Here is a 13,053-nt window from a genome sequence, read left to right on the forward strand (position 1 = left end):
GGGGACGCGGTGCGCGGTCAGGCGCGGGAGCGGCTGCCCTCCGGGGTGCCGGCGGGGGCCGGGATGGGCGCCGGGGGCACGGGGTCGACGGGCTTGGCGTGGCACAGCGCGTACAGGGACCCGCCCCTGATCCCGAGGGCGGTGGACGCCTCCCCGGTCGCGGTGTAGACGACGTCGTCGCCGTGCAGGCCGTCCGCCAGGCGGTGGTCGATCAGCAGCGGCATCGTGTCGGGCAGCAGCAGCGGGCAGACGAGGCCCGCCGCGTACTCGGTGGCGGCGTTCACGACGTCCGGGTGCGCCGGGCGGACGGTGCGGGCGCCGACGGTGCGCCGGACCGCCTCCATCGCCGGCCGCTCGCCCGCCGGGACGATCACGCCGGTCAGGAAGCGGCGGCCGCGCCGGGCGTCGTCGCAGGAGTAGACGCGCGTCACCAGGCACCGTTCCGCCGGGAGTCCGAGCGCCTTCGGGAGTTCGTCGGCGTGGGCCATCGCGACGGGCAGCCGCACGATCTCGTGCACGGTCTCCCATTCGAGCAGTGCGCGGTGGATGGCGAGAGCGTCCTTCATGTCAGGCTCCATCCCGCGGGGGTCTCCCCGCTCACCCCCGGAACTGGTTTCGCTGTGTCCCCGTGCTTCGCACTCTGCGCGGGATATCCCCACATACCCGGAACGAGTGGCCTAACTCGTGTCATACGTCACGTAAACCCTCGCGATGCGCCTCAGCCGCACGTGCGGCGGACCGGGGCCCTCTGGATCCCGCTACCGTTGTCGTGCGGGAGGCTCACCGGCGGTCGCGCTGGCGTCATCGGGGTGTCCAGAACGTAACCCGGAGATCGCGCCATGTGAAGGGGCCCGTCCGGCTCCGGCCCCGCAAAGGCTCCCGGGCGGGGGCCCGCGATCATCGGAAAGTCCTTTGTCAGCCCGTCAATCAAGGAAATACGCTCGATGGCCGTGCCCAACCAGAACGTGACCCCGGAGTCCTCGCAGCGCACCGCGATCGCCGAGCTGCTGCGCGGGATCGCCCCCGTCGCCGACGAACTCGGCGCCCTGTTCGCGGCGGCCGGTCACGAGCTGGCGCTGGTCGGCGGACCCGTCCGGGACGCGCTGCTGCGGCGCCCCACCAAGGACGTCGACCTGACCACCGACGCGCGGCCCGAGCAGACCCTGGAGATCGTCCGCGACTGGGCGGACGCGCACTGGACGATCGGGATCGAGTTCGGCACCGTCGGCCTCCGCAAGGACGGCGTCGAGCTGGAGATCACCACCTACCGCAGCGAGTCGTACGACCCGAAGTCCCGCAAGCCCGACGTCTCCTACGGGACGTCCCTCGTCGAGGACCTCCGCCGCCGCGACTTCGCGGTGAATGCGATGGCGGCGCGGCTGCCCGGCCACGAGTTCGTCGACCCGTTCGGCGGCCTGACCGACCTGCGGCGCAAGGTCCTGCGGACCCCCGGCAAGCCCGAGGACTCCTTCGGCGACGACCCGCTGCGGATGCTGCGCGCCGCCCGGTTCGCCTCGCAGCTCGGCTTCACCGTCGCGCCCGACGTCGTCCGCGCGATGAAGGACATGGCGCCCCGCATCGAGATCGTCTCCGCCGAGCGGGTCCGGGACGAGCTGTCCAAGCTGATCTGCGGCATGTACCCGCGGCAGGGCCTGGCGCTGCTCGTGGAGACGGGCCTCGCCGGGCACGTCCTGCCGGAGCTGCCGAAGCTGCGGCTGGAGATCGACGAGCACCACCGGCACAAGGACGTCTACGAGCACTCGCTGATCGTCCTGGAGCAGGCCATCGCGCAGGAGGAAGAGGGCCCCGACCTCGTGCTGCGGCTCGCGGCGCTGCTGCACGACATCGGCAAGCCGAAGACGCGCCGGTTCGAGGACGGCGGGCGGGTGTCGTTCCACCACCACGAGGTCGTCGGCGCGAAGATGGCCCGCAAGCGGCTGACCGCGCTGCGCTACCCGAAGGACGTCGTCAACGACGTGTCCCGCCTCGTCGAGCTGCACCTGCGGTTCCACGGCTACGGCACCGGCGAGTGGACGGACTCGGCCGTCCGCCGGTACGTCCGCGACGCCGGCCCGCTGCTCTCCCGGCTGCACAAGCTGACCCGCGCCGACTGCACGACCCGCAACCGGCGCAAGGCCGAGCGGCTCCGCCGCACCTACGACGACCTGGAGCGGCGCATCGAGCGGCTGGCAGAGGAGGAGGAGCTCGCGGCGATCCGCCCGGAGATCGACGGCAACGAGATCCAGGAGATCCTCGGCATCAAGCCCGGCCCGCTCGTCGGCAGGGCCTACAAGTTCCTCCTGGACCTCCGCCTGGACCGCGGCCTGATCGGCAAGGACGCGGCCGCCGCCGAACTCCGCGCCTGGGCCGCCGCCGAAGGCATCCTCCCCACCCCCGCCGAAGACGAAGCCGGCGGAGGCCGGGCAGCCGCCAAGGACGCGGCGGCGGAGCCTGAGCCGTCCGGTGGCGAGGCCGGCGGAGGCGAGGCCGGCGGAGGCGAGCCGTCCGGTGAGGACGCAGCCGCAGACCGCGAGGCGGCTGGAGGCAAAGCAGCCGGAGGTAAGGCGGCCGGTGGTGCGGCGGCGGAGCCTGAGCCGTCCGGCGAGGAGGCGGCCGCAGACCGCAAGGCGGCCGGTGGCGGGGCCGGCGGGGTGGGCGCCGGGAGCGGTGAGGCGTGATTCCGCTTCAGTTGGGGCGGATGAGTCCCCGCGAGGCCGAGCGGATGCTCGCGTTCGACCGGGAGCACATCTGGCATCCGTACGCGCCGATGCCCGCCTCCGCGCCCGTGCTGCCGGTCGTGTCGGCGGACGGCGTGCGGCTGACGCTCGCGGACGGCACCGAGCTGATCGACGGGATGTCGTCGTGGTGGGCGGCCGTGCACGGCTACAACCACCCGAAGCTGAACGCGGCGGTCACCGGGCAGCTCGGGAAGATGGCGCACGTGATGTTCGGCGGGCTCACGCACCCGCCGGCCGTGCGGCTCGCGGAGCGCCTCGTCGAGATCACGCCGGAGCCGCTGACGAAGGTGTTCTTCGCCGACTCCGGGTCCGTGGCGGTCGAGGTCGCGATCAAGATGGCGCTGCAGTACTGGCGGTCGCGGGGGCGTCCCGAGCGGCACCGGCTGCTGACCGTCCGCGGCGGGTACCACGGCGACACGTTCGGCGGCATGGCGGTCTGCGACCCGGTGAACGGCATGCACCACCTGTTCACCGACGTCCTCGCGAAGCACGTGTTCGCGCCGCCGCCCCCGCTGGGGTACACCGCGGAGCCCGACGAGACCTACCTGGCCGAGCTGTCCCGGCTCGCCGCCGAGCACGCGGGCGAGCTGGCCGGGATCATCGTCGAGCCGGTCGTGCAGGGCGCCGGCGGCATGCGCTTCTACGCGCCCGAGTACCTGGCCGCGCTCCGCGACATCGCCGACGAGCACGGCCTGCTGCTGATCCTGGACGAGATCGCCACCGGGTTCGGCCGGACGGGCGAGCTGTGGGGCTGCGACCACGCTGAGATCGCGCCCGACATCATGTGCCTCGGCAAGGCGCTGACCGGCGGATACATGACGATGGCCGCCACCATGTGCACCGACCGCGTCGCCGAGGGCATCGCCTCGGGCGAGGCGGACGTACTGATGCACGGCCCCACCTACATGGCGAACCCGCTGGCCGCGGCCGTCGCGTCCGCCTCCATCGACCTGCTGCTGTCGCGCGACTGGCGGGACGAGGTCGACACCATCGAGGCGGTCCTCACCAGCGAACTGGACGGCGCCGCTGAGCTCCCCGGGGTGGCGGACGTCCGCGTCCTCGGCGCGATCGGCGTCGTCGAGGCGCGCGAACCGGTGGACGTGGCGTCCGTGCAGGAGATCGCGATGGCGCACGGCGTCTGGCTGCGCCCCTTCGGCAAGCTGATCTACACGATGCCCCCGTACGTCTGCACGGAGGACGAGGTCCTCCACATCGCCGCCGCGCTGCACGCCGCCGCCGAGTCCCTCTGACCCGGCGCCGCTCGGTCAGCGGAGGGCGGGCGCGGGGCGGCGCAGGCGGGAGGCGGCCGTCCGGTAGGCGGCCGCGCCGGCGGCGTAGGCGGCGACGACGACGAGGAGCGTCGGGGCGGCGCGGCCGTCGGAGGGGAGCCATGTCGCGGCGGCCGCCGCGGCGGCGGCGAACGTCGCGTTGAACAGCATGTCGTAGACGGCGAACACCCGCCCCCGGTAGGCGTCGTCGACGACCTCCTGGAGCGTCGTGTCGACGCACAGCTTCACGCCCTGCGACACGACGCCCAGCAGGAAGGCGCCGACCGCCCAGGGACGCTCCGCGAACGGCGTCCCGAAGAGGAGCAGGCCCAGTGCCGCCGCGGCGAGCAGCCACGCCGTCCACGCCTGCTTGCTGATCCGCCGCACCACCGCGGGGGTGATCAGCGCCGCCGCGAAGTAGCCGGCGCCGGACACCCCGAGCATGAGCGCGAACGTCTCCAGGCCGCGGTCGGGGTCGTCCGCGAAGTGGTTGCGGCACAGCAGCAGAGTCATGATCAGGACGACGCCGTACAGGAACCGGTGGAAGGAGATCGCGCCGAGCGCCAGCGCCGCCTGCGGCCGGTGCGCGAGATGGCGCGCGCCGTCCGCGAGGCCGGACACGACGCCGCCGAGCGTGTCGCGGACGCGGGACGTGTCCGGCGCGTCCGGCCCGAGCAGCCCCTTCGGCAGCGTCGTCGCGACCAGGCCCGCGAGCAGGTACAGCGCCGCCGCCGACACCAGGATCAGCGCCGTCCCCTCGTGCCCCGCGCCGAACACCAGGCGCAGCAGGTAGCCGGCGCCGCCGCCGGCGAACGCGATGACCGTCCCGGACGTGACCGTGAACGCGTTCGCCGTCACCAGTTCGCCGCGCCGCACCACGTGGGGCAGCGCCGCCGACAGCGCCGCGAGGAAGAACCGGTTGACGCCCAGCACGACGAGGACGCCGAGGAAGAAGCCCGCGCCGTCCTGCCCGGCGGCCACGAGGCCCGCGACGAGCAGCACCAGCGCGGCGCGCAGCACCGGTGTCCACACGAGGATCTGCCGGCGCCGCCACCGGTCGATGAACACCCCGGCGAACGGGCCGAGCACCGAGTACGGCAGCAGCGTCACCGCGAACGCGGCGGCGGCCTTGCCCGCCGTCGCCTGCCGCTCCGGCGAGAAGAACACGTAGCCGGCCAGCGCGACCTGGAACACGCCGTCGCTGAGCTGGGAGGCGAGCCGCGTCCCGTACAGCCGCCGGAAATCCCGCCCGCGCAGAATCCCCCGCAACTGTCCCGTTTTCACGCGCTCACCATACGTGCTGTCAGCCGCCGCTCAGCCAGAGGCGCGTGTAGTCGTAGCCGGCGGTGGTCGGGAGGTAGAGGGCGCCGTGGACGCGGGACGAGTGGAAGAGCGTCTGGGCGCGGTCGAGGAGCGGGACGATGGCCGCGTCCTCCATGATCTTCTGGTCGGCCTGCTGCCAGTAGCCGGCGGCGTGCTCGGCGTCGGGGGCGGTGAGGGCCGCGTCGATCAGGGCGTTCACCTGCGGGTTGTCGTAGCCGCCGTAGTTGGTGGAGTTCTGGCCGTAGGTGCGGCCGTCGAACAGCGGCTGGATGATCGAGCGGCCGTTGTTGCCGTACCAGTCGGGCACCCAGCCGGGGGCGGCGATGTCCCAGTCGCCGGCCTCGGCGCGCGCGGGCGTGCCGAGGGTGCCGGCGTAGAAGGAGCCGCTGGAGTCGGCGATGAGCTCCGTCTCGACCCCGCAGGCGTCGAGGTTGTCCGCGATCGACTGGGCGATGAGCTTGTGGACGCTGTTCGTCCGGTAGGGGAACTTCAGCGTGAGCTTGCCGCTCCCGGCCTGGCTGAGCAGTTCGCGGCATTTGGCGGGGTCGCCCGTCTCGCCGGGCGTGGGGTAGTGGTCGAGGGGCGCGTAGCCGGAGTTGCCGGGCGGGATCACGGTGTGCAGCGGCCGCGCCACCGACGGCCCGCCGACGATCTTGATCAGCGCGCTGCGGTCGATCGCGTACTCCAGCGCCTGCCTGACCTGGCGCTCGCCGAGCGCGCCGCCGTTGTTCGGGCTGCGCGTGTTGAACACCAGGTACGGGCTGTTGTTCGGCGTCTCCCTGATCGCGAAGCGCGGGTCGTCGCGGAGCCGGGGGATCGCCGACGTCGGGACGGGCTGGTCCCAGGCGAGGTCGGCGGTGCCCTGCTCGATCTGCTGCTGGACGGCCTCCGGCGAGTCCTGCCCGAGGGTGATGCGGATTTCGGCGACGTGCCGCTCGCGCAGCGGGTCGGCGCCGGCCCGCCACGCCGGGTTGTGCGCGAGCACGTACGACATGCCGGGCCGGTACTCGGTGATCTGGTACGGCCCGTCCGAAATCGTGTGCTGCCGGAGTTCCGGGCCGTCCGGAACGTAGGCGTCGTATTCCTTGGGCGCGGCGGCCGTGTACGGCAGCGTCAGCAGGTTGAGGAAGTCGCCGGCGGGACGCCGCAGCTTGAACACGAGCGTGCGGTCGTCCTTGGCCTGGACGCCCTCGAACCCGTGGTCGCGCTGGTAGGCGGCCATGGCCGCCGGGTCCTTGCCGTCGACGGCGGCGTAGCCGCGGCAGAACTCGTCCATGCCCTTGAGCGTGGAGATGAAGTACTGCTTGCCGGCGGACGGCGACGCCGGGTTGCACAGCCGCTCGAACCCCCGGACGAAGTCGTGCGCCGTCACCGGGCGGGGCGGCTTCGTGTTCCACTGGACGCCGTCGCGCAGCCGCACCGTGTACGTGCGGCGGTCCTTGCCGACGCCGCCGTTCTCGCGGGTCGGGATGCGCTCCGCCACGTCCGGCCGGACGGGCACCGTCTCCTGGAAGTCGTTGGACGCGCGCGTCCCGAACAGCGTCCTGGCGAACGTGCGGACGAGCCCGTACGCCCCGACGCTGGCCACCGACGCCGGGTCGAGGTGCTCGACGTCGGACGACCCGATGATCTGCAGCGTCCCCCCGTCGCGGCCCTGCCCCGCGGAGGCGTCGTCACCTCCCCCAGCGCATCCGGCGAGGCCGACCAGCAGCCCCGTCAGCCCCACCGTCACCTTGAACATCTCGCGTGCCGTCACGTTCTCACCTCGAACACTCAGACCTTGGCGCGCAGTCACCGGCGGTGTCACAGTAGGGCCACAGAGTGACAAAGGGCCGGTACATCACCGTTTTCTCTCCAGAAGTAAGGACGCCCTGACAGCGGATGTCCACTGTCAGGGCGTCCTTTGGAGAGTTTGTGATCAGACTCTCAGCGAGCGTTCGGGCTCAGCGGTCGACCTCGCCGCGGATGAACTTCTCCACCGCGTCGTGCGCCTGGTCGTCGTTGTACTGCTCCGGCGGGGACTTCATGAAGTAGGAGGACGCCGACAGGATCGGGCCGCCGATGCCGCGGTCCTTGGCGATCTTCGCCGCGCGGACGGCGTCGATGATCACGCCGGCGGAGTTCGGGGAGTCCCAGACCTCCAGCTTGTACTCCAGGTTGAGCGGCGTGTCGCCGAACGACTTGCCCTCCAGCCGGACGTAGGCCCACTTGCGGTCGTCCAGCCACGGCACGTGGTCGGACGGGCCGATGTGCACGTCCGCCTTCGCCATCTCGTGCGGGATCTGCGAGGTGACCGACTGCGTCTTGGAGATCTTCTTCGACTGGAGGCGCTTGCGCTCCAGCATGTTCATGAAGTCCATGTTGCCGCCGAAGTTGAGCTGGTACGTGCGCAGCAGCTCGACCCCGCGGTCCTCGAACAGGCGGGCCATGACGCGGTGCGTGATGGTCGCGCCGACCTGCGACTTGATGTCGTCGCCGACGATCGGGACGCCCGCGTCGGTGAACTTCTGCGCCCACTCGGGGTCGCTGGCGATGAACACCGGCAGCGCGTTCACGAACGCGACCTTGGCGTCGATGGCGCACTGGGCGTAGAAGCGGTCGGCCTCCTCCGAGCCCACCGGCAGGTACGACACCAGGACGTCGACCTCGGCGTCCTTCAGCGTCTGCACCACGTCCACCGGCTCGGCGTCGGACTCCTCGACCATGTCCAGGTAGTACTCGCCCAGGCCGTCGAGGGTGTGGCCGCGCTGCACCGTCACGCCGAGCGGCGGGACGTCGGCGAACTTGATGGTGTTGTTCTCGCTGGCGTGGATGGCCTCGGACAGGTCCATCCCGACCTTCTTGGCGTCCACGTCGAACGCCGCGACGAACTCCACATCGCCCACGTGGTAATCGCCGAACTGGACGTGCATCAGGCCGGGGACCCTCGTGTCGGGGGCCGCGTCCTTGTAGAACTCGACACCTTGGACGAGTGAAGAGGCGCAGTTGCCCACACCCACGATGGCTACGCGCACCGAACCCATCCGGTTGCTCCTTCTCTCTTGCGGAACATGTGGTGTTTCACCCGCCCCCGAGGGCGCCGGGCCGCCGCTCAGCGGCCCTCGTCCCGAGGCATGTCCTGGTCAATTCGCTTAGCTGACTGTGCTTGCTGTTCCTGCTCGGCCCGCTCCCGCCCGATGAGCTCGTTGAGCCACCTGACCTCGCGTTCGACCGACTCCAGCCCGTGGTTCTGCAGCTCCAGGGTGTAGGAGTCGACCCGCTCGCGGGTCCGGGCGAGCGCGGCCCGGACGCTCTCCAGCCGCTCCTCCAGTCGGCTGCGCCGGCCTTCGAGGATCCGCAGCCGGACGTCGGCGCGGGTGTGCGAGAAGAAGGCGAAGTGCACGCCGAACCCCTCGTCCTCCCACGCCGCCGGGCCGGCCTCGGTGAGGAGCTGCTGGAGTCGCTCCTTGCCGTCGGCGGTGAGCTTGTAAACGATCTTCGACCGGCGGCTCTGCAGTGCCAGCGGCGTGTTCTCCTCGGCGGAGCGGTCCTCGGTGATCATCCCGTCCGCGAGGAGCTGCTTCAGGCACGGGTAGAGGGACCCGTAGGAGAACGCCCGGAACATGCCCAGCAGCGCGTTGAGCCGCTTGCGCAGCTCGTAGCCGTGCATCGGGGCCTCGTGCAGCAGGCCGAGCACGGCGAGCTCCAGCACGCCCGCGCCCTTCCTGGCCGCCATCCCGGTTCCCTCTTCCGCAGAAGCCGATGTCTCGATCCGATGTATCGAGTCGATACATTCACTCGATACATCGACAAGATACGTACGCGGTCCCGGTCTGGCAAGTGGGCCGTCCGGAACGTCCGGATCGAGCCCCGGCGGGCCGAGGAGCGTACTGGACGGCATGACCGCCGCCGCCCGTCCCGTCCCGCGTCCGGACGATCTTCGCTCGCGCGCAAAGGATCATCGCCGAGGTAGGACACCGAATACGGCGAATCCAGGGTGTATGTGGCCGAAGTGTGCCAAAGTTGCGCGTGGAACCACCCGGTCATGTCGAGCGTCCTCCATCCCGGGGAGCAGGGCCCCGGACGGCGGACGACGAAGGAGGAACCACCCGGCCGTTCTCATGGGCGGGACGCTGACCAGCCGGGACGGGCCTTCGACGTGCACACGCTCCCCCCGCTCACCAGCCCGCACAGTACTCTTCGGACGGCGCACGAGTCGCAACAAGGGCCGGAGGCCGCCTCTCGGCCCCTGGCAGCAACCGTTGTCCCCTGTTGATGAGGTCGCGTGAGTAATCCAAGCCAGCCCCGACCGGAACCCGGGTCGCAGCGGCCGGGCGGGCAGCAGACCCCCCGAGCCGGCGGCACCGGACGCCCGGATGCCTTCGGCATGCCCGGGGAGCCACAGAACCCTGACGTCCAGGGGACATCGGACGCCGGTTTCATGGGCGGCCATGCCGCCCCGGGCGGCCCCGGCGGCGCAGGAAGCCCGGGAAGCCCGGGAGGCGCGGCCCCGACCGCCCCGACTCCCGCGGTCCCGCCGGCGCCCCAGCCGCCCCGGGCCGGACGCCACGCCGCCCCCGAGCCAGCCTCGCCGGGCGCGCCGCTCGGCCGGCCGGGCGCGTCGCCCGCGCCGAACGGCCCGATCCCGGCCGCCGGACAGGGCACGCCGGGCGGCCCAGCCCCCTCCGCGGGGCAGACGGCGCCTGGCATGCCGGGCGGCCCGGCCGGCGGTGCGGGGCAGGGGGCGCCCGGTGGTCCGGGCGCTTTCGGCGGCGCCGGCGGTGCCGGGAGTCCGGGTGCCGGCGGGCATGCCGTGCCGGGGTCCGCGGCGTCGACTTCGGTCGGTCCTGCCATACCGGGCGGGCCCGGCGCTCGGAGCGGGCCCGGCGGTCCGGGCATGCCGGGCGGCTCTCCCGGTGCCGCCGGGCAGGGGACGCCGGGTGCTCCCGGTGGCGCGAGGCCGGGGGGCTTCGGCGGCAACGGCGAGCCTGGAGCCGGGCCTCCTCCCGGCGGCGTGCCCAGTGCGTCCGGTATGGGCGGGGCCCCCGGTGGGCCGCCCGCGCTGAACGGCCCCGGCGCCCCCGGTATGGGCGCACCCGGCATGGGTGGCCCCGGAATGGGTGGCCCCGGAATGGGTGGCCCCGGAATGGGCGCGGCGGCGGGCATGGGTGCGGCGGCGGGCATGGGTGCGGCGGCGGGCATGGGTGCCGCGGGTGCCGCCGGTTTCCGGGCGGCGCCGAAGCCCGGTGTCCGCGACAAGCTCCAGGAGCTGGGCAAGGCCGGGCAGGAGCTCGGGGCGAAGCTGACCTCCACGTTCCGCAGCAAGGGGACGCGGGTGGCGAACCGGTCCGGTCCGGGCGGTCCCGGACGACCGCGCGGCCCCGGCGGCCCGGGTGGGCCGGGTGGGCCGGGCGGTCCCGGTGGTCCCGGCGGCCCGGGGATGCCGCCCAAGAAGAAGGGGATGCTCGGGCACCTGCGGTCCCGGGAGACGGGATGGCGGCGCTTCATCCCGTCCTGGAAGGTGGTGGCCGGCGTCTGCGGTCTCGGCATCGCGGCGTTCGTCACGCTGATCTGGGTCGCCTACGCGAACACGCCGACGCCCGCCGAGCCGACGGTCGCGGGCGTCGAGGACCAGGCGTCGATCTTCTACTACACCGACGGCACCGAGATCGGCCGGATCGGCAAGAAGCGGCAGAGCGTCGAGCTGAAGCAGGTCCCGCCGTTCGTCCAGGACGCGGTGCTCGCGGCGGAGAACCGCAGCTTCCGCACCGACCCCGGGTTCTCGATCAAGGGCACGACGCGGGCGGTGTGGGACAACCTGACCGGCGGGTCGGGCGGCGGTTCCACGATCACGCAGCAGCTCGCGAAGAACTACTACTCCGACCCCAACAACCGGACGGTGAGCCGGAAGTTCAAGGAGCTGTTCATCTCCTTGAAGCTGGAGGACAAGTACACCAAGGACGAGATCCTCAAGCTCTACCTGAACACGATCTACTTCGGCCGCGACACCTACGGCATCCAGGCGGCGTCCCGCGAGTACTTCGGCAAGGACGTGTGGGAGCTGAAGCCCGACCAGGCGGCCGTCCTCGGCGGCATCATCCAGAACCCCAACCGGGACCCGGGCGACAAGGACAACCGCGCGTGGGTGACCGCGCGCTACCAGTACACGCTCAAGGGCATGGTCTCGATGGGCAAGATGAGCGAGGCCGACGCCGCCAAGTACATGAAGCGGCTGCCCAAGATCAGCAAGCCGGGCAGCGACAAGCAGCTGTACGGCGGCCAGCGCGGCTACATGCTGACGCGCGCGATGGAGGAGCTGCGCCGGCAGGGCCTCGACCGCAAGGAGCTGACGACCGAGGGCCTGCGCGTCTACACGACGTTCGACCGCAAGCGGATGGCGATGGCCAAGCGGGCGGCCGAGAAGACCGTCCCGCAGGTGAACCCGAAGAAGCTCGCGAAGAAGAAGATCCGCGTCGGGCTGGTGTCGGTGAACACCGCGAACGGCGAGGTCGTGGCGTTCTACGGCGGGCCCGACTACCTGGACCAGTCGTTCAACAACGTGTGGCAGGGCTCGGCGCAGGCCGGTTCGGCGATGAAGCCGTACGTGCTGGCGACGGCGCTGAAGCAGAACTACAGCCTGAAGAGCACGGTCGAGGGGCGGTCGAAGACGCCGATCGCGCCGGACGGCAGCGTGACGTCGAAGGACGACCCGCGGGCCACGATCGTCCCGAACAGCCATGACGTGGGCCCGGCGATCAACCTGATCACCGCCACGCAGGACTCGGTGAACACCGCGTTCATCCAGCTGATGGGCAAGGTCGGCATCGAGGAGGTCATCAAGACCGAGGAGGACGCGGGCATCGCGTCCGACCTGCTCGAACCGCACAAGTGCTGCCTGAACCTGGCGCTGGGCGTCAACAACATCCGCCCGATCGAGCAGGCCGCGGGCTACGCGGTGTTCGCCAGCGGCGGCGTCTACCACCAGCCGCACGTGATCCGGGTGGTCAGGTACAGCGACAACAAGAGGGTCCGGCTGAAGCCGAAGGTCGAGACGCACCGGGTGTTCGGCCCGAAGGTCGCGGCGGACGCCACCTACGCGATGCAGCAGGTCATCAAGGCCGGTACCGCCACGGCCGCGGCGCTGCCGGACGGGCGCCAGGCCGCCGGCAAGACCGGTACCACCGACCGGAACGTCTCGTCGTGGTTCGTCGGCTACGTCCCGCAGGTGTCGACGGCGGTGACCATCTTCAACGACGCGAACGGCCCGGACGGCAAGAAGAAGTCGGTGGTCCTGCCGGGGATCGGCACGGTCGAGGGCGGCACGATCCCCGCCCGCATCTGGCGGTCCTACATGTCGCACGCGCTGCAGGGCGTGGAGGCGAAGCCGTTCCCGCCGCCCGCATGGGGCGGGATCGTGCAGCGGTGGGCGAAGCCGCCCAAGAAGAAGGACGACCACCGGCCGCCGTGGTGCAGGCTGCCGATCGGCCGGCAGGACCCGCGCTGCCAGGACGACGGCGGCCCCGGGAACGGCAACGGGAACCTCCCGCCGTGCCAGTCGCCGTTCTCGGACGGCAACTGCGACCCGAACAAGCCGCCGAGCAACCCGCCGCCCCGGTGGTGGTGCCAGATCCACCAGGGCGACCCGGCCTGCCGCAACCGGAAGGGCGGCCGCAGCGTCCAGACGCGGAGTCTGGTGCCGCTCCTTCCCCTGGCCAGGCCACCGGAGTGAACCGGTGGACCACCGT

7 protein-coding genes and 1 pseudogene are annotated in these 13,053 nt (G+C 71.8%); 3 read left to right on the forward strand and 5 right to left on the reverse strand.

Translation table 11 applies throughout. From position 1 onward, the window contains the following. Window positions 1–17: 17 nt before the first annotated feature. Entirely contained in the window at window positions 18–566 is a 549-nt protein-coding gene (locus tag ABTW95_RS18580) for an aminoacyl-tRNA deacylase (RefSeq protein WP_500226894.1), read from the reverse strand. Between the two features lie 378 nt (window positions 567–944). Here ABTW95_RS18580 and ABTW95_RS18585 point away from each other — a divergent pair. After that, window positions 945–2,384 (forward strand): annotated as a pseudogene (locus tag ABTW95_RS18585) (CCA tRNA nucleotidyltransferase); the annotation flags it as partial. 314 nt (window positions 2,385–2,698) lie between these two features. Further along, window positions 2,699–3,988, forward strand: coding sequence for an adenosylmethionine--8-amino-7-oxononanoate transaminase (gene bioA / locus ABTW95_RS18590; protein ID WP_500226895.1), 1,290 nt, complete (start codon window positions 2,699–2,701; stop codon window positions 3,986–3,988). Window positions 3,989–4,003: 15 nt separating this feature from the next. Here the strand turns inward: bioA and ABTW95_RS18595 are convergent, their stop codons facing one another. The 4 genes from ABTW95_RS18595 to ABTW95_RS18610 all read right to left on the reverse strand — a co-directional run bounded on the left by ABTW95_RS18595 (window position 4,004) and on the right by ABTW95_RS18610 (window position 9,044). Beyond that, on the reverse strand, window positions 4,004–5,290 hold the full coding sequence (locus ABTW95_RS18595) for an MFS transporter (protein WP_500226896.1): 1,287 nt from the start codon (window positions 5,288–5,290) through the stop codon (window positions 4,004–4,006). Between the two features lie 19 nt (window positions 5,291–5,309). After that, complete coding sequence (locus ABTW95_RS18600; RefSeq protein ID WP_500226897.1) at window positions 5,310–7,085, reverse strand: ABC transporter substrate-binding protein; 1,776 nt, start codon at window positions 7,083–7,085, stop codon at window positions 5,310–5,312. 187 nt (window positions 7,086–7,272) lie between these two features. Beyond that, window positions 7,273–8,352, reverse strand: coding sequence for an inositol-3-phosphate synthase (locus ABTW95_RS18605; RefSeq protein ID WP_396451643.1), 1,080 nt, complete (start codon window positions 8,350–8,352; stop codon window positions 7,273–7,275). A 68-nt stretch (window positions 8,353–8,420) separates the two neighbouring features. After that, complete coding sequence (locus tag ABTW95_RS18610; protein ID WP_500226898.1) at window positions 8,421–9,044, reverse strand: PadR family transcriptional regulator; 624 nt, start codon at window positions 9,042–9,044, stop codon at window positions 8,421–8,423. Between the two features lie 1,464 nt (window positions 9,045–10,508). On the opposite strand from ABTW95_RS18610, the gene ABTW95_RS18615 reads away from it, so the two are divergent. Then, window positions 10,509–13,037 (forward strand): transglycosylase domain-containing protein, encoded by a 2,529-nt coding sequence (locus ABTW95_RS18615; protein WP_500226899.1) that lies wholly within the window; start codon window positions 10,509–10,511, stop codon window positions 13,035–13,037. Window positions 13,038–13,053 lie beyond the last annotated feature (16 nt).

Origin of the sequence: Spirillospora sp. NPDC127506, from assembly GCF_040302145.1 — a bacterium.
GTDB lineage: Bacteria > Actinomycetota > Actinomycetes > Streptosporangiales > Streptosporangiaceae > Spirillospora.

Coding starts and splice junctions, on each gene's coding strand:
- ABTW95_RS18580 (WP_500226894.1), bottom strand. CDS start 566: ATGAAGGACGCTCTCGCCATCCACCGCGCACTGCTCGAATGGGAGACC.
- bioA (WP_500226895.1), top strand. CDS start 2,699: ATGAGTCCCCGCGAGGCCGAGCGGATGCTCGCGTTCGACCGGGAGCAC.
- ABTW95_RS18605 (WP_396451643.1), bottom strand. CDS start 8,352: ATGGGTTCGGTGCGCGTAGCCATCGTGGGTGTGGGCAACTGCGCCTCT.
- ABTW95_RS18610 (WP_500226898.1), bottom strand. CDS start 9,044: ATGGCGGCCAGGAAGGGCGCGGGCGTGCTGGAGCTCGCCGTGCTCGGC.
- ABTW95_RS18615 (WP_500226899.1), top strand. CDS start 10,509: ATGGGTGCCGCGGGTGCCGCCGGTTTCCGGGCGGCGCCGAAGCCCGGT.